21 protein-coding genes are annotated in these 25,163 nt (G+C 60.1%); 4 read left to right on the top strand and 17 right to left on the bottom strand.

All coding sequences use genetic code 11. From position 1 onward, the window contains the following. Positions 1-151: 151 nt before the first annotated feature. The 3 genes from tsaB to ppc form a co-directional block, all read right to left on the bottom strand. A complete protein-coding gene (gene tsaB, locus AC0ZWN_RS13445) occupies positions 152-826 on the bottom strand; it encodes a tRNA (adenosine(37)-N6)-threonylcarbamoyltransferase complex dimerization subunit type 1 TsaB (protein ID WP_476335390.1) in 675 nt (224 codons plus the stop codon). A 93-nt stretch (positions 827-919) separates the two neighbouring features. Beyond that, positions 920-1,567, bottom strand: a complete 648-nt coding sequence (adk, locus tag AC0ZWN_RS13450) for an adenylate kinase (protein WP_093436683.1) — start codon at positions 1,565-1,567, stop codon at positions 920-922. A gap of 299 nt (positions 1,568-1,866) precedes the next feature. After that, positions 1,867-4,497, bottom strand: coding sequence for a phosphoenolpyruvate carboxylase (gene ppc / locus AC0ZWN_RS13455; RefSeq protein ID WP_095050378.1), 2,631 nt, complete (start codon positions 4,495-4,497; stop codon positions 1,867-1,869). Between the two features lie 213 nt (positions 4,498-4,710). On the opposite strand from ppc, the gene AC0ZWN_RS13460 reads away from it, so the two are divergent. From AC0ZWN_RS13460 to AC0ZWN_RS13475, 4 genes are all read left to right on the top strand, one after another. Beyond that, entirely contained in the window at positions 4,711-5,055 is a 345-nt protein-coding gene (locus AC0ZWN_RS13460; protein ID WP_093436693.1) for a pilin assembly protein, read from the top strand. 377 nt (positions 5,056-5,432) lie between these two features. Continuing rightward, complete coding sequence (locus AC0ZWN_RS13465) at positions 5,433-5,837, top strand: DUF4398 domain-containing protein (protein ID WP_034154861.1); 405 nt, start codon at positions 5,433-5,435, stop codon at positions 5,835-5,837. Between the two features lie 55 nt (positions 5,838-5,892). Continuing rightward, a complete protein-coding gene (gene lptF / locus AC0ZWN_RS13470) occupies positions 5,893-6,681 on the top strand; it encodes a lipotoxin F family OmpA-related lipoprotein LptF (protein WP_007908901.1) in 789 nt (262 codons plus the stop codon). A 201-nt stretch (positions 6,682-6,882) separates the two neighbouring features. Further along, on the top strand, positions 6,883-8,847 hold the full coding sequence (locus AC0ZWN_RS13475; protein WP_414926618.1) for a hypothetical protein: 1,965 nt from the start codon (positions 6,883-6,885) through the stop codon (positions 8,845-8,847). Between the two features lie 254 nt (positions 8,848-9,101). Here AC0ZWN_RS13475 and AC0ZWN_RS13480 read toward each other — a convergent pair whose 3' ends face one another. The 14 genes from AC0ZWN_RS13480 to AC0ZWN_RS13545 form a co-directional block, all read right to left on the bottom strand. Then, positions 9,102-9,431: a PA3694 family proteiin gene (locus AC0ZWN_RS13480; RefSeq protein WP_034154859.1), complete on the bottom strand. Its 330-nt coding sequence runs from the start codon at positions 9,429-9,431 to the stop codon at positions 9,102-9,104. Then, positions 9,428-10,333, bottom strand: coding sequence for an alpha/beta hydrolase (locus AC0ZWN_RS13485; RefSeq protein ID WP_476335394.1), 906 nt, complete (start codon positions 10,331-10,333; stop codon positions 9,428-9,430). Before AC0ZWN_RS13485 ends, AC0ZWN_RS13480 begins: the two co-directional genes overlap by 4 nt. Before the next feature lie 152 nt (positions 10,334-10,485). Further along, entirely contained in the window at positions 10,486-11,736 is a 1,251-nt protein-coding gene (locus tag AC0ZWN_RS13490; protein WP_176091693.1) for a flavohemoglobin expression-modulating QEGLA motif protein, read from the bottom strand. A 60-nt stretch (positions 11,737-11,796) separates the two neighbouring features. Next, on the bottom strand, positions 11,797-12,351 hold the full coding sequence (locus AC0ZWN_RS13495) for a hypothetical protein (protein WP_095050373.1): 555 nt from the start codon (positions 12,349-12,351) through the stop codon (positions 11,797-11,799). Positions 12,352-12,512: 161 nt separating this feature from the next. Further along, positions 12,513-13,226, bottom strand: a complete 714-nt coding sequence (locus AC0ZWN_RS13500) for a TetR/AcrR family transcriptional regulator (protein ID WP_034154855.1) — start codon at positions 13,224-13,226, stop codon at positions 12,513-12,515. Positions 13,227-13,331: 105 nt separating this feature from the next. Continuing rightward, positions 13,332-14,834, bottom strand: coding sequence for a lysine--tRNA ligase (gene lysS / locus AC0ZWN_RS13505; RefSeq protein ID WP_064120555.1), 1,503 nt, complete (start codon positions 14,832-14,834; stop codon positions 13,332-13,334). A 113-nt stretch (positions 14,835-14,947) separates the two neighbouring features. After that, a protein-coding gene (prfB, locus tag AC0ZWN_RS13510; RefSeq protein ID WP_102900567.1) for a peptide chain release factor 2 occupies positions 14,948-16,043 on the bottom strand; the annotation gives its coding sequence in 2 pieces (ribosomal slippage) (positions 14,948-15,970 and positions 15,972-16,043; 1,095 coding nt in all). 443 nt (positions 16,044-16,486) lie between these two features. Continuing rightward, complete coding sequence (locus AC0ZWN_RS13515; protein ID WP_476335397.1) at positions 16,487-17,488, bottom strand: diguanylate cyclase domain-containing protein; 1,002 nt, start codon at positions 17,486-17,488, stop codon at positions 16,487-16,489. Between the two features lie 48 nt (positions 17,489-17,536). Next, entirely contained in the window at positions 17,537-18,547 is a 1,011-nt protein-coding gene (gene cheB, locus AC0ZWN_RS13520; protein ID WP_194933267.1) for a chemotaxis response regulator protein-glutamate methylesterase, read from the bottom strand. Then, positions 18,544-20,832 carry a response regulator gene (locus AC0ZWN_RS13525; protein WP_476335399.1) on the bottom strand — a complete coding sequence of 763 codons (2,289 nt, stop codon included), beginning with the start codon at positions 20,830-20,832 and terminating at the stop codon, positions 18,544-18,546. The genes cheB and AC0ZWN_RS13525 overlap by 4 nt, the downstream gene beginning before the upstream one ends. Continuing rightward, positions 20,829-21,512, bottom strand: coding sequence for a chemotaxis protein CheW (locus tag AC0ZWN_RS13530; RefSeq protein WP_476335401.1), 684 nt, complete (start codon positions 21,510-21,512; stop codon positions 20,829-20,831). Before AC0ZWN_RS13530 ends, AC0ZWN_RS13525 begins: the two co-directional genes overlap by 4 nt. Further along, positions 21,509-22,780, bottom strand: a complete 1,272-nt coding sequence (locus tag AC0ZWN_RS13535; RefSeq protein ID WP_414926623.1) for a CheR family methyltransferase — start codon at positions 22,778-22,780, stop codon at positions 21,509-21,511. Before AC0ZWN_RS13535 ends, AC0ZWN_RS13530 begins: the two co-directional genes overlap by 4 nt. Beyond that, entirely contained in the window at positions 22,777-23,313 is a 537-nt protein-coding gene (locus tag AC0ZWN_RS13540; protein WP_476335403.1) for a chemotaxis protein CheW, read from the bottom strand. The genes AC0ZWN_RS13535 and AC0ZWN_RS13540 overlap by 4 nt, the downstream gene beginning before the upstream one ends. Next, the gene (locus AC0ZWN_RS13545; protein ID WP_476335405.1) at positions 23,313-24,935 is read right to left on the bottom strand and encodes a methyl-accepting chemotaxis protein; all 1,623 of its coding nucleotides are present in this window, start codon (positions 24,933-24,935) and stop codon (positions 23,313-23,315) included. Before AC0ZWN_RS13545 ends, AC0ZWN_RS13540 begins: the two co-directional genes overlap by 1 nt. Positions 24,936-25,163: the final 228 nt, after the last annotated feature.

Genomic DNA, 25,163 nt, shown 5'->3' on the forward strand with positions numbered 1-25,163 from the left:
CTAGAACACATAAAGCGCAAAAGGTTTAAAGCGAGGGGTTAGAAACTGACGATTGGCTTCAGAAGATCAAAAGATCGCAGCCTTCGGCAGCTCCTACATTTGGAATGCGATCCTTGTAGGAGCTGCCGAAGGCTGCGATCTTTTTAAAGGCTCAACGAGCCTTGGGGGTGGCGACTTTGTCGCGCAGGTAAACCGGTTGCGCGTCATCCGCCGGAATCGATTCGCCGCGCTCCCAAGCGAAGCGCGCCAAGGTCAGCAAGTCTTCGGCGTGGGGCAGCATGCCGGCGTCGGAGCCTGTCAGATTGACCGCGATGCGCTCGGCATAACTCCAACCCGTGCCAGCACCGAACCAATCGCCACTGGCATCGGCCGGCAGCGCAGCAACTTCTGGTGGCAACACCGCCTCGGCACCGACCAGACGCATCTCCCCCGCCGTCTCGCGGTAGCAGCCCCAATACACTTCATCCATCCGCGCATCGATGGCCGCCGCGACCTGGCTCACACCGTGCTCACGCAACGCCCGCTGCGCCAGCACGGCCAGGTTGGACACTGGCAATACCGGACGATCCAGCGCAAACGCCAGACCCTGCACCACACCGATGGCAATCCGCACCCCGGTAAACGCACCCGGCCCACGACCGAAAGCAATCGCATCGACCGCCTGCAACGTGGTGCCGGCGTCGGCCAGCAGTTGCTGGATCATCGGCAGCAGTTTCTGCGCGTGCAGGCGCGGGATCACCTCGTAATGGCTCGTGACCTTGCCGTCATGCAGCAAGGCAACGGAGCAAGCTTCAGTCGCGGTGTCCAGGGCCAGCAAGGTGCTCATCGATGTTTCCAAAACAGGTGTGGGAAAAAGGGCGTCAGTATAAACAACTACGGCCCGCAAGCGGGCCGTGGATGATGCAGCCGATCAGACTTTTCAGCTCAGCGCTGCCAGCACCTTGGTGGTGATTGCATCAACCGAACCAACGCCTTCGATGTGGCTGTACTTTGGCTTGCCGTTGGCAGCCGACAGCTTCTGGTAGAAATCCACCAGCGGCTTGGTCTGCGAGTGGTAGACCGACAGGCGATGACGCACGGTTTCTTCGGTGTCGTCCTTGCGCTGTACCAGCTCTTCGCCGGTGATGTCATCTTTGCCCGCGATTTTTGGCGGGTTGTAGACGATGTGGTAAACGCGGCCGCTGGCTTCGTGAACACGACGGCCGGCGATGCGTTGAACGATTTCTTCGTCTTCAACAGCGATTTCAACCACTGCATCCAGCTCAACGCCGGCAGAAACCAGAGCCTCAGCCTGCGGAATGGTGCGCGGGAAGCCGTCGAACAGGAAACCGTTGGCGCAGTCTGGCTGAGCGATGCGGTCCTGAACCAGTGCGATGATCAGGTCATCCGACACCAGGCCGCCGGCATCCATGATGCTCTTGGCTTGAACGCCCAGTGGAGTACCGGCCTTGACCGCTGCACGCAGCATGTCGCCGGTGGAAATTTGTGGAATGCCGAATTTTTCGGTGATGAACTTAGCCTGAGTACCTTTACCGGCCCCGGGAGCTCCCAGCAGAATGACGCGCATTAGATGTGCTCCTCAATTTTTTTATAAAAAGCTTTTACAAAACAGAGGATTCGCCTCTTGGGACGAATCCTGAAAATACGGGTCGTGGCCGCATAAACGGCCAAAGGCTGATCAAGATACACAGCAGGCTGCGCCCACACAAGACGCCAAAAGTCGGAGAAACCGACGTCCCCCGCGACCTCGCGACGCGGTAACCCAAGTCGCAACCCCATCATTAACTGTCGCCTGGCGGCACTTTCGTCGGTCAGGCAACACGACAGCCAAGTCTTCGTCCGGCTACCGCGCCCCCGACAAAAACCTTAGCCGGTATTTCGCAAACCGGCGGCAATCCCCGCCACAGACACCAGCAACGCCTGTTCCACCGGGCTGCCCTGCTCGACATCCTGCTGCCGCGAACGGGCCAGCAGTTCGGCCTGCAATAGATGCAGCGGGTCGAGGTAGGTGTTGCGCAGACGGATGAATTCAAGGGTGTCAGGGCTATGTGCCAGCAGCTGCGACTGGCCAGTCAGGCCGAGCACCACCGCGCACGCCTGCGACAATAGGTCGCGTAACTGCGCGCCCAACGGCAGCAGATCAGGCTCGACCAGACGCTGATCGTAGGACAGCGCAATATCCGCATCAGCCTTGGCCAGAACCATTTCCAGCATGTCGATACGCGTACGGAAGAACGGCCATTGTTCGCGCATCTGCCCGAGCAACTCGCCCTCGCCGCGCTCCAGCGCCTTGCTCAGCGCCGACTCCCACCCCAGCCACGCCGGCAGCATCAGCCGCGTTTGCGTCCAGCCGAAGATCCACGGAATCGCCCGCAGACTTTCGATACCGCCGGCGCGGCGTTTGGCCGGACGACTGCCCAGTGGCAAGCGACCCAACTCCTGCTCTGGCGTGGACTGACGGAAGTACTCGACGAATTGCGGATTTTCCCGCACGACCTGGCGATAAGCGCTGACGCCATCGGCCGCCAATTCGTCCATCAAGTGACGCCACTCTGGTGTCGGCGGCGGTGGAGGCAGCAGCGTTGCTTCAAGCACCGCCGCCAGATACAGATTGAGGTTTTGCTCGGCGATGTCCGGCAGGCCGAATTTGAATCGAATCATTTCCCCCTGCTCAGTGGTGCGGAAACGCCCGGCCACCGAGCCCGGCGGTTGCGACAGAATCGCCGCATGCGCCGGACCACCGCCCCGGCCCACGGTGCCGCCGCGACCGTGGAACAGCAGCAGTTCGACTTGTTGCTCGCGGCAGATTTCCACCAAGCGTTCCTGCGCGCGATATTGCGCCCAGGCCGCTGCCGTGGTGCCAGCATCCTTGGCCGAGTCGGAATAACCGATCATCACTTCCTGCGGGCCTTGCAGCCGTGCACGGTAACCCGGCAGCAGCAACAGCCGCTCCATCACCGGCCCGGCGTTGTCGAGGTCGGCGAGGGTTTCGAACAACGGCACCACGCGCATCGGCCGCAGCACGCCAGACTCTTTGAGCAGCAGTTGCACGGCGAGCACATCAGAAGCAGCGCCGGCCATGGAGATCACGTAGGAACCGAGCGAGGCGCCCGGTGCGGCAGCGATTTCCTTGCAGGTGTTGAGCACTTCCGCGGTGTCAGCGGACGGTTTGAAATGCGCTGGCAGCAGTGGCCGACGATTGCTCAGTTCGCGAGTCAGGAAGCTGATGCGCTGCTCTTCGTCCCAATCTTCGTAGCGACCGAGGCCGAGGTAATCGGTGATTTCAGTCATCGCCGAGCTGTGGCGCGACGAGTCCTGGCGCACATCCAGACGCACAAGGAACAAGCCGAAGGTCACCGCCCGACGCAGGCAGTCGAGCAACGGACCATCAGCGATCACGCCCATGCCGCACTCGTGCAGCGAGTTGAAGCACAGCTCCAGCGGATCGAGCAGATCGCGGTTGTTGTGCAGCACGTCTGCCGGCGCTGGCGTCGGTGCAGTCAGCGCAGCGTGTGCCCAATTGCGCGTGGCGCGCAGGCGTTCGCGCAGTTGCTTGAGCACCGCACGATACGGTTCGGCGCTGTCGCCGGCCTTGGCTTTGAGGGCGTCGCTGGCCTGTTGCATCGACAGTTCAGCCGCGAGGTGATCGACATCGCGCAGGTACAAATCGGCGGCCATCCAGCGCGCCAACAGCAACACTTCGCGGGTCACCGCAGCGGTGACGTTGGGGTTGCCGTCACGGTCGCCGCCCATCCACGACGCGAAGCGAATCGGCGCCGCTTCCAGTGGCAGACGCAGACCGGTCGCTTCATACAACGCCTTGTCGGCCTTGCGCATATGGTTGGGAATCGCCTGCCACAGCGAATGCTCGATCACCGCGAAACCCCATTTGGCCTCATCGACCGGCGTCGGGCGCGTGCGGCGGATTTCTTCGGTGTGCCAGGCTTCGGCAATGAGCCGCTGCAGGGTGTTTTGAATCTGTTCGCGTTCGGCTGTGGTCAGGTCGCGATGGTCCTGCGCGGCGAGTTGCGCGGCGATCGCGTCGTATTTCTGGATCAGCGTGCGCCGCGCCACTTCCGTGGGGTGCGCGGTCAACACCAGTTCGATTTCCAGCCGCGCCAGTTGCCGCGCCAGCGATTCGGCACTGTGGCCTTCATTGCGTAAACGGGCGAGCAATTCCGGCAGCACGCGGGATTCGAACGGCGCCGGCTGCGATTCCTCGCGACGATGAATCAACTGATACTGCTCGGCGATGTTCGCCAGGTTGAGAAACTGGTTGAACGCGCGCGCCACGGGGAGCAATTCGTCTTCGCTCAATTGATTGAGGCTGGCGCTCAGTTCGGCGTCCATCGAACCACGCCGATCGGCCTTGGCGCCCTTGCGAATCTGCTCGATCTTGTCGAGGAAAGCCTCGCCGTACTGATCTCGAATGGTATTGCCCAGCAGCTCTCCGAGCAGGTGAACGTCTTCGCGCAAGCGTGCATCAATATCGGTCATCAGCAATTCCCCAGCAGTAATCCGGACGGCTTAGAAACGAGTGCATGACCTAGAGAGTGCCGCTCTACGACGCTTCTTACAAGCAGCCGACGAAGGGACGTTAAACCTTGTGGGCGAAAGCTAGTCTCAACAGTAAGCCGCACAACGGCTTGCCGCCGGCCCCGGCGGACACTCACCCAGACCTGCCATGAGCAGGTGCGAAATGAGGTCATCATGAAAATCCGTGAACTCGCCCAGCATTGGGAAGAAAACGCCAAAGGTCGCCTGACCGACACTGGCTACGCGATTCATCTGGACGTTGAAGCTGCTGCGCGTCTGGCAGCGATTACCGAGATGTACCCCAAACGTCATGTCGAAGAATTGCTTGGCGAACTGATCGGCGCGGCGCTTGAAGAGTTTGAAGCGAGCCTGCCGTATGTGAAGGGTTCGACGGTGGTGGCGACCGATGAGGAAGGTGATCCGCTGTATGAAGATGTCGGGCCTACGCCGCGTTTTCTGGCCCTTTCGCGCCGGCATTTGCATGACCTCTCGGCCGCAGCAGGCAAGCAAAAACACTGACACCACACAGATCAAAACTGTGGGAGCGAGCCTGCTCGCGAATGCGGTATATCAGTCGACATTGATGGTGACTGGCACACCGCATTCGCGAGTAGGCTCGCTCCCACGTTGACTGTATTTCTGCCTCCAAATAGAGGCGTTTCCGGTAATGGAAACACCCGCGCGTACCGCTTCATCCCGCCAAAGTTCCCGCTTTAGAGCCTTGTCCATTCGGTCAAAAAATATTTTGGCGATAGGCCATCTTTTCTGAACTTTTGAAAAACGCCTCCGGTCGGAACCTGTAACCACGCCTGGAACGAGCGTTTCAAAAACGCCTTTCACACGACGCTTTCGGCTCCTCGACCAGGATGGATTCAGTTGTTTTCAGGAGATGCCTAATGGAGTTGAAGACCATGAAAAACCAAACCTCGTTTACCCACCTGCGCGGTCTGAAACTGGCGGCTCTGGCCATCGGCACCAGCTTCGTACTGGCCGGTTGCGCCGGTAACCCACCGACCGAGCAATACGCCGTGACCCAGTCGGCTGTGAACAGCGCCGTCAGCGCTGGCGGTACCGAGTTCGCTGCGGTTGAGATGAAGCAAGCGCAGGACAAACTGAAACAAGCCGAAATCGCCATGCACGACAAGAAGTATGACGAAGCTCGCACCCTGTCCGAGCAAGCCGAGTGGGACGCTCGCGTCGCCGAACGCAAGGCTCAGGCCGCTAAAGCCGAACAGGCTGTGAAGGATTCCCAGAAAGGTGTTCAGGAACTGCGTCAGGAAAGTCAGCGCACCGTGCAGTAAGCGCGCATCCCGACCGCAAAGCTGAATCTCTTACCGATAGAAAGGACGACAAATTATGCGTAAGCAACTGATGATCCCCGCTCTCCTCGCCGCAAGCGTTGCTCTGGCTGCCTGCTCCACCCCGCCTAATCCGAACCTGGAAAACGCGCGCACCAACTACGCCGGCCTGCAAGCCAACCCACAGGCGAGCAAAGTCGCGGCACTGGAAACCAAAGACGCCAGCGATTACCTGGACAAGGCCGACAAGGCCTACCTGGACAAGCAAGACGCTGCCAAGGTTGACCAACTGGCCTACCTGACCAACCAGCGTGTGGAAGTGGCCAAGCAGACCATCGCCTTGCGCACCGCTGAAAACAATCTGAAGAACGCCGCCGCCCAACGTGCCCAGGCGCGTCTGGATGCCCGTGATCAACAGATCAAACAGCTGCAGGACAGCCTGAACGCCAAGCAGACCGATCGCGGTACGCTGGTGACTTTCGGTGACGTGCTGTTCGCCACCGACCGTGCTGACCTGAAGTCCAGCGGTCTGGTGAACATCAACAAACTGGCGCAGTTCCTTCAGGAAAACCCGGATCGCAAAGTGATCGTCGAGGGTTACACCGACAGCACCGGGACCGCCAGCCACAACCAGTCGCTGTCCGAGCGTCGCGCCAACTCCGTGCGCACCGCACTGGTGAAAATGGGCGTTGATCCAGCGCGCATCGTCACCCAAGGCTACGGCAAGGAATACCCGGTTGCCGAGAACGGCAGCGCTTCCGGCCGTGCGATGAACCGTCGTGTGGAAGTGACCATTTCCAACGACAACCAGCCAGTGATGCCACGTTCGGCGGTCAGCTCGAACTAAGCGCCCTGCTGTAACGCAAAAGCCCCGCCTGACTGAGTCAGGCGGGGCTTTTTTATTGGAAGTTTGAAAAACTATTGCTCTATACGCATGGGGTTCTTCACCTTTAGAGAACGACGTCAACTGTCAACTGTGACAGTAGACGAAGATCCATTCACGGAAGAGGCTGTTGCTTGTCATCCCGCCCCTGACAAGGAAGCCCCCATGAAACGATCAATCATCGCTATCGGGTTGTTGTCGACACTATTCCATGCTGCGTTCAGCTGGAGTAACCCGCCCCCCCAAAATGAGCCATTGCATGATCCGGATGACATGATCATCAGCACCGATCCTGAAATGCTCGTTCCCGTGAAAAAGCGTCCGGTCACAGGCGTTCAAAAGGTATTACTGGTGGTCGGGCACTGGTCTGGCGAACCGGGCCTGGACACCAAAAAAATTGCTGAGCAAACCTTCTCGACGCACTGGAACTCCTTGCGCTCTTATATCCTGTCCGCGTCAGGCAATAAGCTGAAACTGGAGGGCACACAAATTGAAGCCGATTTCGGCCCGAAACCTGTGACCTGTAGTGCCTCAGGCAGTCTTGATGCGGGGCGCAAGGCGGCACTTGCACAGAACATTGATCCTGCCGCTTTTGCGTTCTTGTTTGTAGCTGTTCCTTGTGGCGGGGGCGCAATCGCTACGGTGCCGGGAAACTGGATTTGGGTTAAAGGTATGCCGGGCTCACCGCATGTATGGAAGCACGAATTCGGCCACAATCTGGGATACCCACATGGCGGCACTTATACCAAATGTCCGGTGAGTAACGACGTTGTTCAGGCTCCTGAAGAGTGCAGCCCAGTCGGGTATGGTGATACTGGAGACTCGGTATCGGGTGGCGGAACACTCTATCCGGCAATCAACCGGTGGTTTTCCGGCTGGCTAGATGACTCGCAAGCCGCCGTGATCAGTAAGACAGGTCTGTATCGACTGAGTGTTCTCGGAGAGGCGGGACCTCAACTGTACTTCCTCAATCGGACGACAGAACCGCAGTTGATAACGCTTGAGTACCGCCAACCGACACCATTCGATGACTTTTCCGCCTCCGATAATCGCGTAACCGGCGTCTGGATCAGATACTCGTCACTGAACGGAACTGTGCGCAACGCGCAACTGGATGCCACGCCAGAAACTGCCACAACGGACGATCCTACCCTGCAGCCAGGACGGACGCTGGAAGACGCGACGGCAAAAATCAAAATCAAAGTCTGTGCGACGGATAAGGCTGGTGCATCGCTCGCAATTGCAATAAATGGACAAGGCCTCCCGTATTGCACAACGACAGTCGTGCCACCGCTGGTCATGACACCCGAGCAGAACGCTACAACAACGCTGAAACCTTTGATCACTGGAACGGCGCGACCGGGAGCAACGATCAAGGTAGCAGAAGCCGCAACCCCGGAGACTTTCTTCGCAACAGCTATCGCGGATGTACAAGGCAGGTGGTCAATAACCCCTCCTACCGATAGGCCATCAGGCCCCAATGCACTTGTGCTTCGGCAGTACTTTGGCGACAGAGTCTCGGGGTCGTCCGAGCAGCGTTTATTCAACGTTGTTGATATCGTGGATGTGCCTCCCCCGGTTATCTCTACGCCAGTGGAAAACGCTGACTCCGGTTACAACCCTTTGCTTTCAGGCATAGCATTGCCTGGCGCCCATATTCGCGTAACCCGCGTTTACGGCCCTTACGAGGTACTGGCGGAAACAGACGCTGATGCCTATGGCAAATGGTCAGCGCGAAGTGTCTGGACCTTACCCTCAGGGCCTTTTTCCATGACAGCCTGGCAAAGCATTGATGGTAAGCGCTCGCCGTGGAGTGCCAATCGAACAATCAAGGTAATTGATACGCTCGACGCGCCAGTCATAGAAACCCCACTAGAGGGTAGTGACAGTGGTCAAAACCCTCTGCTCTCCGGCAAAGCTCTTCCGGGCGCACATATCCGTGTGTCCAAGGTCTACGGCCCTTACGAGGTACTGGCGGAAACAGACGCCGATGCCTATGGCAACTGGTCGGTGCGAAGTGTCTGGAGCTTACCTCCGGGAACCTTTTCCATGACGGCATGGCAAAGCATCGACGGTAAGCGCTCGCCATGGAGTGCTAATCGAAAAATCACGGTGACAGCCGGCCCTTAGCGGTAGAAGGTCCGTCGTTCAAAGATGGCGGGGCTTTTTTGGTGGCAGCTGATATTGCGGCCCCTCACCCCAGCCCTCTTCCGAGGGAGAGGGAGCCGAATGGGGAATGTTCAGTTACTGCATCGGCCTGAAGTTGCTTTGCGGAATCCATAGTCGACACTCTCTTTCAGGTCGGTGGATAGCGAAAGACAACTCGGTCAGTCCCCTCGGTCCGACGTTTCGGGAGGGTTAGGGTGAGGGCTGGTCCTGCAGAATCACTGCTCAAGCTTCTGCGGGGTTTCTTCGCCCATGCAGCGCACGGCTTTTTTCTGTGCGTTGATCAACACACCGGTCAGACCTTTCTGCTCGGTATCGAACAACACCAGCACCCCATCAATGCACTGCGCCACCTGCGGCGCGGGATCCAGCGAAACCTTGTAATCCTCACCCGGAACAGTCTTGAGCATGGTGAATTCGTTGAGCAGCAACGCATCCTCGGGTTTGGCGAAGTGCAGATAGCCGTAGTACCACAACGCCCCGACGGTGCCGAGGATGCTGCAGATACCGGTGATGATCAGCGGGATGGCGTTACGTTCTTCAGTCATTGCGGACTCTCGTCTTCAGAATTCGGGGGTGTCGGATAATTGGGGATTTCGCCGAGGCGGCGCAGGCCGTTGAAATGCTCGGGATCGTCGAGGTAGCGCAGCATGACCTGGCGCCACACCGGGTCGCCGAAGGTCTGCACATGGCCGCCACGGGTCAGTTGCAGCACGCGCGGCGGTGGCGCCGCTTGATACAGACGGATGCCGTTGGACAGCGGCACCAGTGGATCGTCGATACTGTGGAAGATCAGTTTCGGCACGCCGTTGAGTTGCGGCATCGAGTTGATCGCGCTGTCGCTGTCCGGCACCAGCCACGACAGCGGCACCTGGAATGGCCAGGTCAGCCATGAGGTGCTCAGCGCGTATTGGCCGACGCTGCGATAGCTCGCGGGCACGCCGTCGAGCACCAGCGCTTTCAGCTGTTTTTGCCGCTCGGGATGCTGCACCAGCCAATGCACCGCCATCGAACCACCGAGGCTTTGGCCGAGCAGGATCAGCGGCTTGCCTTTGACTTCCGGCGCCTTGTCCAGCCATGCGAACGCGGCGTCGACGTCCTGATAGATCGCCGGCAGGCTCGGTTTGCCTTCGGACAAGCCATAACCGCGATAGTCAACCAGCAGCACTTGATAGCCGTTTTTTGGCAGCCACCAGCTCCCGCCCAAATGCATAGGCAGATTGCCGCCATTGCCGTGCAGGTGCAGGACTGTGCCTTTGACCTCTACGCCGGGTTTGGCCGGCAGCCACCAGGCGTTGAGCTTCAAGCCATCCGCCGTGACCAGGGTGACGGTGCGGTATTCGAGCTTGGCTTTTTCCGGGGTGAAGATCTGGCCCGGCTCGGGGTAGAACAACAGCGAACTGCAACCGCCGAGGGTCAGGAGCAGGCAGAAGATGCCGAGGATTCTCATCCGGTGAAACCTCGCGAAAATAGGGAGTCAGACACAAATCAAAACTGTGGGAGCGAGCCTGCTCGCGATAGCGGTGTGTCAGTCGCTATTTGTGTTGGTTGACACACCGCTATCGCGAGCAGGCTCACTCCTACAGGGGTTTATTGTGTGGGCTAGAGGATATTGGAGTAATCCGCTTCGATCCGGTCCAGGCTCAAATGGTTGAGGAAGTTGGAGAAGCACATCCACGCCGACAACGCATTCAAATCGCGGAACTGGTCAGGCAGATACTTCGGCGGTACCACCAATCCTTCATCCACCAGTTGGCGCAAGGTACGCATGTCTTCCAACGTGGTCTTGCCGCAGAACAACAACGGAATCTGCTCAAGCTTGCCCTTACGCACGGCCAACTGAATGTAGTTGTAAACCATGATAAAGCCCTTGAGGTAGGACAAGTCTTTGGTAAATGGCAGACCGGTCGGTGTCGATCCACGGAAAACGCGACTGGCGTTGCCGTAACTTTCCGCCATCTCGAAGCCCTGCTCACGGAAGAATTCGAAAATCTGCAGGAAGTCCGCGCCCTCCTCGACCATATGAATGGCGCGGGTGCGGTTGGTCAGTTTGCGCAGGCGGCTCGGGTAGGAGGCGAAGGTGATGATTTCCATCAGGATCGCCAGGCCTTCCTGGGTCACCGTCGACGACGGTGGGCCTTTGGACAGGAAGGTGCAGATCGGCTGGTTCAAACCGTTGAGCGTGGTGCCCACGTGGACCAGGCCTTCGTGGACTTCCAGCGCGCGCACGTCACGGTCGTTGAACATCGCGTCGGTGCGGATCTTGATGTAGTCCGCACCGGCCGCCGCGTCAGCAACAATACCGTCGGACTCGAACACGCGGATGGTTTCTTCGGCCTCGCCGAACACCTTGTTCAAACGGGTCTGCAGCAAGTGCACAGCGTCTTTGGCGGTGAGGATTTTCGGTTCATCCTTCAAATCGCCACGGCCATCGATGTTATTCAGGTAGTCGGACATCATCAGGCCGAGGTCGGCCAGGGTCGGGTCACCGGCGTGGAACGCATCGGACGCGGCGCCATACAACTCTTGGGAGATCAGACCGAAATCTTCAGTGCCGCGCGCTTCGAGCATGCGCACCACCATGCGGTACTCCTTGCACATGCGCCGCATGATCTGCCCAACCGGGTTGAACTGACCGAGCTGGCGGGTGATGTCGCGCTCGATGTTCTGGAATTCCAGTTTGACTTTGCTCGAATCAAAACTCAGCGGCCGATTGAGGTAATAGTCGCGATCCACCGCCGGCATTTCCTTGCCTTTGGCCTTGAGGAACCCTTTGCGAATGTTCTCGTCCCACTTGACCGCGTCGAGCACACGGATCGGCGTCTGCGCCAGCACAATGCGATCGGACAACATGCGTATCGTCTGCTGGTAATCGTCCACCCGAAACTCCTGTAGAAAACCTGACGTAATGAATTATTGGGCGCGGGCCTGGCGCTGGTAGCGCACGGCTTCAACGAAGACGTCGGAATTGGCCGGATCGTCGAGGTAAGCAAAGACCTTGTCGAGATTACTGTCGACTTGCACGCCGTCGCCATCGTCGGTCTGGAAGGCCTGACCGTCGAGGGCTTTTTGTTTGATCGCCTGGTTGATCTGCTCGAGATCGAGGTTGTAGACCACCAGTTCGTGTTTGTCGGTGAGTTCGAAGCCGGCGATGGTGAAGTGGCCACCGTACTGCGCCGGGACTTTCGCCGACAGATACCAGCGGTTGCCATGGCGCGACACAGTGAAGGGATAGGCTTCGCGTTCGCGGGGTTTGGCCTTGAAGTACGTGACAGCCTGATAGCGGTCGTTGCCCAGGCGCGTCAGCTCAAGGTTCATCGGCTCGCCCCAGGCGTTGGTGCTCGACCATTTGCCGAGCAGGCCCTTGGGCGCCGGGTCACTGGCGGTCAGCGGCTCCTTGAAGGTCACCAGACAGCCACTGAGCAGCAGGAACGACAAGGCGATTAGCACGCCACGCCAGGCTTTCATTCAATACTCCCTATGAACATTCGCCGCCCTTGAATACGCCACCGAACCTGTGGGAGCGAGCTTGCTCGCGAAAGCGTCAGCACAGCCAACATTAATGTTGAATGTCAGTCCGTCTTCGCGAGCAAGCTCGCTCCCACAGGGTTCGATGTTTCCCCAGAGGATCAGACAGACGCGAGCACCAGATGCATATAGCGCGTCAGAATGCCGAGCATGTCCTCTTCGGCCAAAGGCTCGGCGTCGTTGAGCAGGCCCTGATATTCCATCCGTCCGATAATCGCCGTCAACACCTTGGCATCCTGTTGCGGTTCACGCGAGCCCAATACCTGGAACAACTGGCAGGTGCCCTGCAACAGAATCTGCTGATGCGAACGCACCAGAATCGCCAGACGCGGGTTGAGCAGCGCTTCCTGACGGAACGCCTGCTCGGCCATCAAATGCTCGCGACGGTTAACCAATTGACGATGCACGTAATCGGCCATCAACCGTGCAATGTCATCAGCTAGTTGCGAGCGCGATTCGGGGCTGCCGTCGCCACTGACGACCATTTCGCGCAGCAAACCTTCGTTATTGACCCACAACTTGGCCATGTACGCCGCGCTACGCTCGACGTATTGAGCGAAGGTATCGGTGAGCAGGTCATCGATGTCCTTGAAGTAGTAGGTGGTCGCCGACAACGGCACACCAGCCTCGGCGGCCACTGCACGGTGACGCACGGCACGCACGCCGTCGCGCACGACAATCCTCATCGCCGCGTCGAGAATGTCCTGTCGACGCTGCTCACTGCCCTGTCGGCTGGCCTTGCGACCCTGGTACTGAACACTTTCAGCGACCGCAGTGGCGATACCCGCTGCACCCTCTTGAGCTATTGCACCCATCACGACAGAACTTCCTCTGCTATTGCAAAATTAACCAATTGATACATTTGTACCAGACAGGCAATAAAAAGCCGCCTGTTTTAGGCGGCTTTTTAACTGAAACGTTTACGCTTGCGGTCGCATGTGCGGGAACAGGATCACATCGCGAATCGACGGCGAGTTGGTCAGCAACATCACCAGACGGTCGATACCGATACCTTCACCGGCCGTTGGCGGCATGCCGTACTCCAGCGCACGCACGAAGTCGGCGTCGTAGTGCATGGCTTCGTCGTCGCCGGCGTCCTTGTCGGCCACCTGCGCCATGAAGCGCTCGGCCTGGTCTTCCGCGTCGTTCAACTCGGAGTAGGCGTTGGCGATTTCACGGCCACCGATGAACAGCTCGAAACGGTCAGTGACGTTCGGGTTGTCGTCGTTGCGACGCGCCAGCGGCGACACTTCAAACGGGTACTGAGTGATGAAGTGCGGCTGTTCCAGCTTGTGCTCGACCAGTTCTTCGAAAATCATCACCTGCAGTTTGCCCAGACCTTCGAAGCCCAGCACCTTGGCGCCGGCCTTCTTGGCGATGGCGCGCGCCTTGTCGATGTCGTTCAGATCATCGGCGGTCAGCTCAGGGTTGTACTTGAGGATCGAGTCGAACACCGACAGACGCACGAACGGCTCGCCGAAGTGGAACACTTTGTCGCCGTACGGCACATCGGTGCTGCCCAGCACCAGCTGCGCCAGTTCGCGGAACAGTTCTTCGGTCAGGTCCATGTTGTCTTCGTAGTCGGCGTAAGCCTGGTAGAACTCCAACATGGTGAATTCTGGGTTGTGACGAGTCGAAACGCCTTCGTTACGGAAGTTGCGGTTGATCTCGAAGACCTTTTCAAAACCACCGACCACCAGACGCTTCAGATACAGCTCTGGCGCGATACGCAGGAACATTTCCATGTCCAGCGCGTTGTGGTGGGTTTCGAACGGCTTGGCCGCAGCGCCGCCCGGAATGGTCTGCAGCATCGGCGTTTCGACTTCGAGGAAGTCGCGCTTCATCAGGAAGCTGCGGATGTGCGCGATCACTTGCGAACGCACGCGGAAGGTCTGGCGCACTTCGTCGTTGACGATCAGGTCAACGTAGCGCTGGCGGTAGCGCTGTTCGGTGTCGGTCAGGCCGTGGTGCTTGTCCGGCAGCGGACGCAGGGATTTGGTCAGCAGACGCACGCTGGTCATTTCAACGTACAGGTCGCCCTTGCCGGAGCGCGCCAGGGTGCCTTCGGCGGCAATGATGTCGCCCATGTCCCAGGTTTTCACCGCGGCCAGGGTGTCTTCGGACAGAGTCTTACGGTTGACGTAGACCTGGATGCGACCGGTCATGTCCTGGATCACCATGAACGAGCCACGGTTGAGCATGATGCGACCGGCAACCTTGACCGGAATTGCAGCCTCGGCCAGCTCTTCCTTGGTCTTGTCCGCGTACTTCTTCTGCAGATCTTCGCAGTAGTTTTCGCGGCGGAAGTCGTTCGGGAAGGCATTGCCCTTGGCGCGCTCGGCAGCCAGCTTTTCCTTGCGCAGGGCGATCAGGGAGTTTTCTTCCTGTTGCAGGGCTTGCGGGTCGAGTTGTTGGTCGCTCATGTCTTTAGATATTCCATCAGGTTCGTTGCCCCCGGGCCTTGCGGCCCGGGGATCGCCAGCAGGGCTGGCTCCTACAGGGATCGGGTTGATCAGCCGATCCTGTAATGCGTCTTTTACAGCCCGGATTTCAGGCTGGCATACAGGTATTCGTCGATATCGCCGTCGAGTACCTTGTCGCAGTCGCTGCGTTCGATGTTGGTGCGCAGATCCTTGATCCGCGACGCATCGAGCACGTACGAGCGAATCTGATGACCCCAGCCGATGTCGGACTTGGTGTCTTCCAGCGCTTGCGACGCGGCGTTGCGTTTCTGCATTTCCTGCTCGTACAACTTGGCCCGCAGCATTTTCATAGCGGTGTCCTTGTTGGCGTGCTGGGAACGTTCGTTCTGGCAGCTGACCACGGTGTTGGTCGGTACGTGAGTGATACGTACGGCCGAGTCGGTGGTGTTTACGTGCTGACCACCGGCACCGGAGGAACGATAGGTGTCGATCCGCAGGTCTGCCGGGTTGATTTCGATTTCCACCTTGTCATCGATCTCTGGCGAGACGAAAACCGCGGAGAACGAGGTGTGACGACGGTTGCCGGAGTCGAACGGGCTCTTGCGCACCAGACGGTGTACGCCGATTTCGGTACGCAGCCAGCCAAAGGCGTATTCGCCCTTGATGTGCACGGTCGCACCTTTGATACCGGCGACTTCACCGGCCGACAGTTCCATGATGGTCGCGTCGAAACCGCGTTTATCCGCCCAGCGCAGGTACATGCGCAGGAGGATGTTGGCCCAGTCCTGGGCTTCGGTGCCGCCGGAACCGGCCTGGATGTCCAGGTAGGCGTTGTTCGGGTCCATTTCATGGCTGAACATGCGGCGGAATTCCAGCTTGGCCAGATTTTCCTCGAGACGGGCCAGCTCGGCGACGACATCGCCCACTGCGCCTTCGTCGTTTTCTTCGACGGCCATGTCCAGCAGGTCGCGGCAATCGGCCAGACCGCCGTTCAGTTCGTCGAGGGTATCGACGATCTGTGCCAGCGCGGCGCGCTCGCGGCCCAGTTCCTGGGCGTATTCAGGTTTGTTCCAGACGCTCGGATCTTCAAGCTCGCGATTGACTTCAGTCAGACGCTCATGCTTTTGATCGTAGTCAAAGATACCCCCGAATAGTTTCGGAGCGCTCGGACAGGTCCTTGATGGTGTTCAGGATCGGGTTGATTTCCATGACGGGCAGCACTCGTTGGCGAACTTTTGAAAGCCGGCGAGTATAACGTAATCAGGCTGTGACGGCAGCCCGTCTGGCGGGTGTGGGGATCATTAAAACCTTTGCCCTCACCCTAACCCTCTCCCAGAGGTAGAGGGGACTGATTGGGGGATATTTGAGGGATACGCCGACGTGAAAGGGCTTTGCCGAATCCATGATCGCCAAGGCTTTCAGGCGGAAATTGGCGTATGGGCCTGCCCTCACCCTAGCCCTCTCCCGGAGGGAGAGGGGACTGATTGGGGGATATTCGGGAGGTACGCCGACGTGAAATGGCTTTGCCGAATCCATAATCGCCAAGCTGGAAGATCCATAATCGACTCGGTCGATCAGGTCGATGTACAGCGCCAGACACCTGCGTCGGCCCCCTCTCCCTCGGGGAGAGGGCTGGGGTGAGGGGAAAGCCGTTACTCGATCCCAACCTGATTACGCCCACTGTTCTTCGCCAGATACAACCCACGATCCGCCGCCGAAATCAGCAACCGACAATCACTACCCGCCTGCGGCACCATGGTCGCCAGACCAATACTGATGGTCAGGCTCGCCCCTTCCGCCGGGGTGTTGTGCGGGATTTTCAAGGATGCCACGGTCTGGCGCAGTTTCTCCGCGACCAGCCGCGCGCCGCCCGGCGAGGTGTTCGGCAGCACCAGCACAAACTCCTCACCGCCATAACGCGCCGGCAGATCCGACGGTCGTGCGCTGGCCTCGCGGATCGCCGTGGCGACCTTGCGCAGCGCTTCGTCGCCTTCAACGTGACCAAAGCTGTCGTTGTAGGACTTGAAGTAATCGACGTCGATCATCAACAGCGACAACTGACTCTGTTCCCGCAGCGAGCGGCGCCACTCCAGTTCCAGGTACTCGTCGAAGTGCCGGCGGTTGGACAGCCCGGTCAGGCCGTCGGAGTTCATCAGCCGTTGCAGCACCAGATTGGTGTCGAGCAATTGCTGCTGGCTGACGCGCAGCGCGCGGTACGCCGCGTCGCGCTGCAGCAAGGTCATGTAGGAACGCGAGTGATAGCGGATGCGCGCCACCAGCTCGATGGTATCCGGCAGTTTCACCAGGTAATCGTTGGCGCCGGCAGAGAACGCCGCGCTCTTGATCAGCGGGTCTTCCTTGGTCGACAGGACGATGATCGGAATGTCCTTGGTCGCCGGGTGATTGCGGTATTCGCGCACCAGGCTCAGGCCATCGAGACCGGGCATCACCAGGTCCTGGAGAATCACCGTCGGTTTGATCCGCACCGCCTGGGCAATGGCCTGCTGCGGGTCGGAGCAGAAGTGGAAGTCGATGTTTTCTTGATTCGACAGCCCACGGCGCACCGCTTCGCCGATCATCGCTTGATCGTCCACCAACAACACCATGGCGGCGTTTTCGTCGGTTTTAATGTCGTCGATCTGTAAGTCATTCATGGGCGGTCACCTGAGTACTGCGGGGGCCAGGATTGCGGATAAACCTGTTCATTTGGGAAAAACCTCCAGCAATCGTGGCGCTATCTTTTCCAGCGCACGGATTTCAACCGCGGCATCAATCGCCGCGGCGGCTTTGGGCATGCCGTACACCGCACTGCTTTGCTGATCCTGCGCGATGGTCAGGTAACCCTGCTGGCGCATGAGCTTAAGCCCTTGCGCGCCGTCGCGTCCCATCCCGGTCAATAAAACCCCGATCGCGTCGCCATTCCAATAACTGGCGACACTGTCGAAAAACACATCGATCGAGGGGCGGTAGATCTCGTTGACCGGCTCGGCCGTGTAGGCCAGCGTGCCGTTTTTCAACAAGCGAATATGGTGGTTGGTGCCGGCCAGCAACACGGCGCCGGCCTGCGGCGGCTCGCCTTCACGGGCCAGACGTACATCGAGGCCGCTGGCGCTGGCCAGCCATTCGGCCATGCCGGCGGCGAACACCTGATCGACGTGCTGCACCAGCACAATCGCCGCCGAGAAATCCTTGGGCAAGCCTTTGAGCAGCACCTCCAGCGCCGCCGGCCCGCCTGCAGATGAGCCGATCGCCACCAGTCGCTGACACGACGCAGAACTGCGCTGGGCCGTCGGCGTCGGCCGCGAGCGCGTGGGTTTCTCGCCGATCAGCCAGCCGATATTGAGGATCTTGCGCAGCAACGGCGCCGCCGCTTCCTGGGCATTGCCGGCGCCGAGCGCCGGGGTATCGACCACGTCCAGCGCGCCGTGGCCCATGGCTTCGAAGACCCGGTGCACGTTCTGCTGGCGATCGACCGTCACAATGACGATCGCGCACGGGGTTTCGGCCATGATCCGGCGCGTGGCTTCGACGCCGTCCATCACCGGCATGATCAGGTCCATCAGGATCAGATCCGGAGTATTTTCAGCGCACAGTTGCACTGCCTCGGCACCGTTGCGGGCGACCCAGACCACCTGATGCGCCGGCTCGAAGGCCAGCGCCCGGCGCAGGGCCTCCACCGCCATGGGCATGTCGTTGACGATGGCGATCTTCATGCCCGCGCTCCTCCAATAAGCTCGACCACTGCGTCGAGCAGGGCGTCGTCATGAAAACTGGCTTTGGCTAAATAATAGTCGGCGCCGGCATCGAGGCCACGGCGGCGGTCCTCTTCCCGATCCTTGTATGACACAACCATCACCGGCAGCGATTGCAGACGGTTGTCGCGGCGCAGCAGGGTGACCAGCTCGATGCCGTCCATGCGCGGCATGTCGATGTCGGTGATCAGCAAATCGAAGTCCTCCGAACGCAGCGCGTTCCAACCGTCCATGCCGTCCACCGCCACGGCGACATCGTAGCCGCGATTGAGCAGCAGTTTGCGTTGCAGCTCGCGCACGGTCAGCGAGTCGTCGACCACCAGCACCCGCTTGCGCGCCGCCTCGGCAGCTTGATTGCCGTGACGCGCGATGCGCTCAAGGCGCCCGGTATTGAGCAGTTTGTCCACCGAGCGCAGCATGTCTTCGACGTCGACGATCAGCACCACCGAGCCGTCATCAAGCAAGGCGCCGGCGGAGATGTCCTGCACTTTGCCCAGACGCTCATCGAGCGGCAAGACCACCAGCGTGCGTTCGCCAATAAAGCGCTCCACGGCAACCCCGTAAACCGCATCGCGCTCACGGATCACCACAACTTTAAGGGTTTCGCCACTGTTCTGGCTGGCCGGGCGGTTGAGCAACTGGCTGGCCGCAACCAGCCCGACGTGCAGGCCTTCGTGCCAGAAATGCTGACGGCCTTCGACCTGCACGATGTCCTCCGGCGCCAGATCGCACATGCGTTCGATGTGCGCCAGTGGGAAGGCGTAGGCCTCTTCGCCAACTTCCACCACCAGACTGCGCACCACCGACAAGGTCAGCGGTACTTCCAGATGAAAGCGACTGCCCTCTCCCGCCGTTTGCTCCAGCACCACGGCCCCGCGCAACTGGCGAACCATGTGCTGAACGGCATCGAGGCCAACGCCCCGTCCAGACACTTCGGTGACCGTATCGCGCAAGCTGAAACCGGGCAGGAACAGGAACGTCAGCAGTTCTTCTTCGCTCAGTTGCGCAGCGGTTTCGGCTGGAGATAACTGCCGCTCGACAATACTGCGGCGGACCTTCTCCAGGTCGACGCCATTGCCGTCATCGCTCAACTCCAGCACCAGCAGGCCGGCCTGATGCGAGGCGCGCAGGCGGATCAAGCCTTCTTCCGGTTTGCCCTTGAGCAGCCGTTGTTCCGGGGTTTCGATGCCGTGATCGACCGCATTGCGCAGCAAATGCGTCAGCGGTGCTTCGAGTTTTTCCAGCACATCGCGATCAACCTGGGTTTTCTCGCCTTCGATCTCCAGCCGCACCTGCTTGCCGAGGCTGCGGCCCAGATCGCGGACCATGCGCACCTGACCGGTCAGCACGTCCGCAAAGGGTCGCATGCGGCAGGCCAACGCCGTGTCGTAGAGCACTTGTGCGCGCTGGCTGGCCTGCCAGGCGAACTCGTCGAGTTCGGCGTTTTTCTCGCTCAGCAATTGCTGGGATTCGGCGAGCAAACGGCGCGCGTCCTCCAAGGCTTCCAGCGCTTCAAGGCTCAGCGCGTGTTCCTTGAGGTGCACGTTGAGATTTTCCAGCGCACGCAAGCCGTTGTTCTGCATGCGTTTGAGGCGCTGCATGGTCGCCAGATGCGGTTTGAGGCGCTGGGTTTCCACCAGCGACTTGCTCGATAGATCGAGCAAACTGTTCAGCCGTTCAGCGGTGACCCGCAGCACCCGTTCGCCACCTTCGGTGGTGCGTTTGCTTTTGCGTGGCGCCGGTTCAGAGGGTTCGACCGGGGCTTCGATGATCGGCGCTGGCGTCAGTTCAAATACGGGCGGCGCTTGAAGTTGCAACTCGGCCATCGGCGGCGCAACGAACGCTGCCAGCGGCGTCGACAGATCGAGCAAACCCGCCATCAACGCCACATAAGTTTCAATATCGCTCGGCTGCGGCGCATTGGCCGGTGTAGCGATGCGCATCAGCAAATCGGTGCCCTGCAACAGCGCATCGATATGTTCAGGCCGCAGCAACAAGCGCCCTTCCTGCGCGCTGACCAGGCAATCTTCCATGACATGGGCGACGCTGACGCCGCTGTCGATGCCAACAATTCGCGCCGCGCCTTTGAGCGAATGCGCCGCGCGCATGCACGATTCCAGTTGATCGGCCTGGGTCGGGTTGCGCTCCAGGGCCAGCAATCCGGCGCTGAGCACTTGGGTCTGGGCTTCGGCTTCGAGGCTGAACAGCTCAAGCAGCGAGGCGTCGCGCATTTGCTCGGGGGTCATGTGAGGCTCCGGGTCACGGCGGACAGCAGCTGTTCTTCATCCAGCCAACGCAGGCTGCGACCGCGATACTGCAGAACACCACGGGTGTATTTGGCACTGGCTTGCGCGCCGGATTGCGAGGCGGCATCAAGAATGCGCTCGTCGATGGCATGAATACCGTCGACCTCATCCACCGGCACCACCACCGGCCCGCCATGGGCGGCGATGATCAGCATGCGCGGCATGATGCGCGCGCCGGTGGCTGGCGCGGCGTTGCCATCCAGATCGAGCAATTCAACCAGCGACAGGCACGCCACCAACGCGCCGCGCACATTGGCCACACCGAGCAATGCGCGTGAGCGCTGGTGCGGCAACGAGTGAATCGCCTGCAGTGGCGCGACTTCGACGAGGCTGCGCGTCGCCAGCCCCAGCCATTCTTCGCCGAGCCGGAACATCAGTAGCGAGCGGGTTTTCACGTCGCTTTCGACAGCGATCGCCACCGGGTCGCGTTCGTCCTGCTGCAACGCATAACGGTCGAGCAGGCGCGTGGCGGCGGCGGAATACACCGAACAATTGCGGCAATGAATGTGGTCTTCGAGCAGCGGACAGGACTTGTCGCCATGAATGCCGATGCGGTTCCAGCAATCGTCGATGGCCCGGGCGTCTTCGTGGGTGACGTTCAAGGTGTCGGACGGGATCATCGTTTACGCTCACTGTCGGCGGTGCGGCCGCTGCGGGCAGCACGCTCCTGCAATCGTCTGGCACCCGCTGTATCGCCCTGAGCCTGCAACAACGCGGCCAGGTGCATCAACGCTTCAGGGTGTTGCGGTTCGAGGTACAACGCTTTGCGGTAGAAGCCCTGAGCTTCGAGGGTCAGGCCGGCGACGTCGCTGAGCAGACCGAGCCAGTAAAACACCTGAGCCACCGGTTCATGGCTGCGCAGATACTGTTCGCAGGCCGCCCGGGCTTCAGCGCTTTTGCCTTCGTTGGCCAGCGCGGCGATATTGGCCAGCAGGGTCGCCGCATCCGGGTTGGCACTTTTGCTGGCGGTCGGCAGTGGCGTTACGGCGGCAAACGGTCGAGTGCGCACTGGTGCTGGCTGCGTGCTGCGAGGCGGTTGGCTGACCGGCACCGCGATGGGCTTGGGCGTTGGCAACGGCTCGGGGTGCGGATCGCTGTGGCGACTGAACGCGAAGGATTGCGGGATACCGATCGAACGCATGCCCAGACGCCCGAGCAAACTGCCCTCGGCCGGGCCGATAAACAGCACGCCATCGAAATGGGTCAGGCGCTTGAGCACCTCGAACACCTGCTTCTGCGTCGGCTGGTCGAAATAGATCAGCAGGTTGCGGCAGAACACGAAATCGAACGCTGGCTCGCTGGTCAGCAGCGTCGGATCGAGCACATTGCCGACCTGCAAACGCACTTGCTCACGCACATAGTCATTGACCCGATGGCCGTCCTGCTCAGGCGTGAAGTGCCGTTCGCGAAAGTCCAGATCCTGGCCGCGAAACGAATTTTTGCCGTACAGCGCACGCCGCGCCTTCTCCACCGACAGCGGGCTGACGTCCATGCCATCGACCTTGAACTGATGCGGTTTGAGCCCGGCATCGAGCAAGGCCATGGCAATCGAATAGGGTTCTTCGCCGGTGGAACATGGCAGGCTGAGAATGCGCAAAGCACGCATATTGTTCAGTTCAGCGAGGCGATTGCGCGCCAGTTTGCCCAGCGTGGCAAAAGACTCTGGATAACGGAAAAACCACGTCTCGGGGACGATCACCGCTTCGATCAGCGCCTGTTGCTCGTCTCGCGAGCCTTGCAGCAATTGCCAATACTCATCGGCATGCGCGGCTTGCGAGAGTGTCGTGCGCTGGCGCACAGCGCGCTCGATGATCGCCGGGCCAACCGAGGTCACATCGAGGCCGATGCGCTCCTTGAGAAAGTCGAAAAAGCGCTGATCACTGCTCATGACTGCGCCTCAAGCTGCGCCGGACTCAGCGGCGGATCGGGGAACAGCAAAGTACGCACGGCGTCATCGAGCAAGTCATTGACCCGTACCCATTGCACCAATCCCTGGGCATCTTCACGCACCGGGCCGAGGTAAGGCGCCGCGCGGTTGTCGAGGCCGTAAGGCTGAAACTCTTGCGGATGGCAACGCAGGGTGTCGGTGGCCTGTTCGAGAATCAGCCCGAGCCATTGCGCGGGTTGCGCTTCATCCGGCCGATAATTGACCAATACCAGACGGGTGCTGGTGCGCGCCTCGGCGGGATGGCCGAAGGTCAGCGCACTGAGGTCGATCACCGGCACCACCGCACCGCGATAGGCAAACACCCCGGCGACCCACTGCGGCGCCTGGGCGATTGGCTTGAGCGGCAGGCGCGGCAGCACTTCCGCCACTTCGGTGGCGCGCAAGGCGTAGCGCTCGCTGCCGATGCGAAACAGCAGGAATAACGCCGGCTTCGCCACCTGCGCGGCGCTGCGTTTGGCGAGGATTTCGCTCATCAGACTTTGAATCGCGAAACGCCGCTGCGCAGCCCGACGGCTACCTGGCTCAGTTCGTCGATGGCGAAACTGGCCTGACGCAACGACTCGACGGTCTGGCTGCTGGCGTCGCCCAACTGCACCAGCGCGTGGTTGATCTGCTCGGCACCGGTGGCCTGAGCCTGCATGCCTTCGTTGACCATCAACACCCGCGGCGCCAGCGCCTGCACCTGATGGATGATTTGCGACAGCTGCTCGCCGACCTGCTGCACCTCGGACATGCCACGGCGCACTTCTTCGGAGAACTTGTCCATGCCCATCACCCCGGCTGATACCGCCGACTGGATTTCGCGCACCATCTGTTCGATGTCGTATGTGGCGACAGCGGTCTGATCCGCCAGACGCCGCACTTCGGTGGCAACCACGGCGAAACCGCGACCGTACTCACCGGCCTTTTCGGCCTCGATGGCGGCATTGAGCGACAACAGGTTGGTCTGGTCGGCGACCTTGACGATGGTCACCACCACCTGATTGATGTTGCCGGCCTTCTCATTGAGGATCGCCAGTTTGGCGTTGACCAGGTCAGCCGCGCCCATCACCGAGTGCATGGTGTCTTCCATGCGCGCCAGGCCTTGCTGGCCGGAGCCGGCCAGCACCGAGGCCTGATCGGCGGCGGTAGACACTTCGGTCATGGTGCGTACCAGATCGCGCGAGGTAGCGGCGATCTCGCGCGAAGTCGCGCCGATCTCGGTGGTGGTCGCGGCGGTTTCGGTAGCGGTGGCTTGTTGTTGCTTGGAGGTGGCAGCGATTTCGGTCACCGAGGTGGTGACCTGCACCGACGAACGTTGCGCCTGGGATACCAGCGCAGTCAGCTCGGTCATCATGTCGTTGAAGCCGGTTTCGACAGCGCCGAACTCGTCCTTGCGGTCGAGGTTGAGCCGCGAACTGAGGTCGCCGGTGCGCATGGTTTCGAGAATCTGCACAATGCGGTTCATCGGCGCCATGATCGCGCGCATCAACAGCAAGCCGCAGGCACCGGCCGCCAGCACAGCCACCAGCAGCGAGACGAACATGCTGACCTTGGCCGCCGCCACCGCCTCGTCGATGTTGTTCATGGCCTGATCGGCGACTCTCTTGTTCTCGCCGATGATGTCGTTGAGCTTCATACGCCCGGAGTACCAGGCTGGTGTGAGCTTGTCGTGGAACATCTTCACTGCGTCCGCTTCCAGGTTGCGCTTGTGCAGGTCCAGCACGGCATCCTGAATCTGGATGTAGGCGTCGTGGTACTTCTCGAACGCGGCAAACTCGAGACGATCCTCGTCGGTCGCCATCGTCTTGCGATAGTTCTCCATCTGCTCCTGCAAACGCGCCTCGAAAGCCTTGTAGTCGGCCGCGTCCTCGCTGGAAATCCCCTGACCTTCCTTGAGCCCGAGCAGTTCTTGCGTCTGCAGATAGCTGTCGACCCACGCGCCACGGATCATCGAGCTGTAATAGACGCCGGGAATCGCGTCATCACGCACGCTGTTTTCACTGGCCTCGATCTTCAGCAACCGCGAATAAGAGACGACAACCATCAGCAACATGATGGCGATAATCACCGCAAAGCTCGCCAAAATGCGTTGGCGCAACGTCCAGTTCTTCACAGTGATTCCTCGTGCCTAGTCGAAATGCGGGGAGTATAGCCGAGGGCGGTGTTTCATTTATAAGACGCTTTGTAACCCTCGGGCCTGTCCGCCTTGGTCGCGGGGGGGCTCTGGGCTGGGACTGTCCGACAATTGCGGGTGGGCGTGCCAGTGGGGTAATGGCAAAAAGGGGCGATGGAATGGTCATTGCCGTCGCTGTGCGGCGGAAAATGCCTTCGCGAGCAAGCT

The sequence above is a fragment of the Pseudomonas sp. 3B-A001-10F genome, assembly GCF_056313565.1.

Excerpts from the sequence above, each read along its gene's own strand:
- tsaB (WP_476335390.1), bottom strand. The coding sequence starts at position 826 with ATGAGCACCTTGCTGGCCCTGGACACCGCGACTGAAGCTTGCTCCGTT.
- adk (WP_093436683.1), bottom strand. The coding sequence starts at position 1,567 with ATGCGCGTCATTCTGCTGGGAGCTCCCGGGGCCGGTAAAGGTACTCAG.
- ppc (WP_095050378.1), bottom strand. The coding sequence starts at position 4,497 with ATGACCGATATTGATGCACGCTTGCGCGAAGACGTTCACCTGCTCGGA.
- AC0ZWN_RS13460 (WP_093436693.1), top strand. The coding sequence starts at position 4,711 with ATGAAAATCCGTGAACTCGCCCAGCATTGGGAAGAAAACGCCAAAGGT.
- AC0ZWN_RS13465 (WP_034154861.1), top strand. The coding sequence starts at position 5,433 with ATGGAGTTGAAGACCATGAAAAACCAAACCTCGTTTACCCACCTGCGC.
- lptF (WP_007908901.1), top strand. The coding sequence starts at position 5,893 with ATGCGTAAGCAACTGATGATCCCCGCTCTCCTCGCCGCAAGCGTTGCT.
- AC0ZWN_RS13475 (WP_414926618.1), top strand. The coding sequence starts at position 6,883 with ATGAAACGATCAATCATCGCTATCGGGTTGTTGTCGACACTATTCCAT.
- AC0ZWN_RS13480 (WP_034154859.1), bottom strand. The coding sequence starts at position 9,431 with ATGACTGAAGAACGTAACGCCATCCCGCTGATCATCACCGGTATCTGC.
- AC0ZWN_RS13485 (WP_476335394.1), bottom strand. The coding sequence starts at position 10,333 with ATGAGAATCCTCGGCATCTTCTGCCTGCTCCTGACCCTCGGCGGTTGC.
- AC0ZWN_RS13490 (WP_176091693.1), bottom strand. The coding sequence starts at position 11,736 with ATGTTGTCCGATCGCATTGTGCTGGCGCAGACGCCGATCCGTGTGCTC.
- AC0ZWN_RS13495 (WP_095050373.1), bottom strand. The coding sequence starts at position 12,351 with ATGAAAGCCTGGCGTGGCGTGCTAATCGCCTTGTCGTTCCTGCTGCTC.
- AC0ZWN_RS13500 (WP_034154855.1), bottom strand. The coding sequence starts at position 13,226 with ATGGGTGCAATAGCTCAAGAGGGTGCAGCGGGTATCGCCACTGCGGTC.
- lysS (WP_064120555.1), bottom strand. The coding sequence starts at position 14,834 with ATGAGCGACCAACAACTCGACCCGCAAGCCCTGCAACAGGAAGAAAAC.
- AC0ZWN_RS13515 (WP_476335397.1), bottom strand. The coding sequence starts at position 17,488 with ATGAATGACTTACAGATCGACGACATTAAAACCGACGAAAACGCCGCC.
- cheB (WP_194933267.1), bottom strand. The coding sequence starts at position 18,547 with ATGAAGATCGCCATCGTCAACGACATGCCCATGGCGGTGGAGGCCCTG.
- AC0ZWN_RS13525 (WP_476335399.1), bottom strand. The coding sequence starts at position 20,832 with ATGACCCCCGAGCAAATGCGCGACGCCTCGCTGCTTGAGCTGTTCAGC.
- AC0ZWN_RS13530 (WP_476335401.1), bottom strand. The coding sequence starts at position 21,512 with ATGATCCCGTCCGACACCTTGAACGTCACCCACGAAGACGCCCGGGCC.
- AC0ZWN_RS13535 (WP_414926623.1), bottom strand. The coding sequence starts at position 22,780 with ATGAGCAGTGATCAGCGCTTTTTCGACTTTCTCAAGGAGCGCATCGGC.
- AC0ZWN_RS13540 (WP_476335403.1), bottom strand. The coding sequence starts at position 23,313 with ATGAGCGAAATCCTCGCCAAACGCAGCGCCGCGCAGGTGGCGAAGCCG.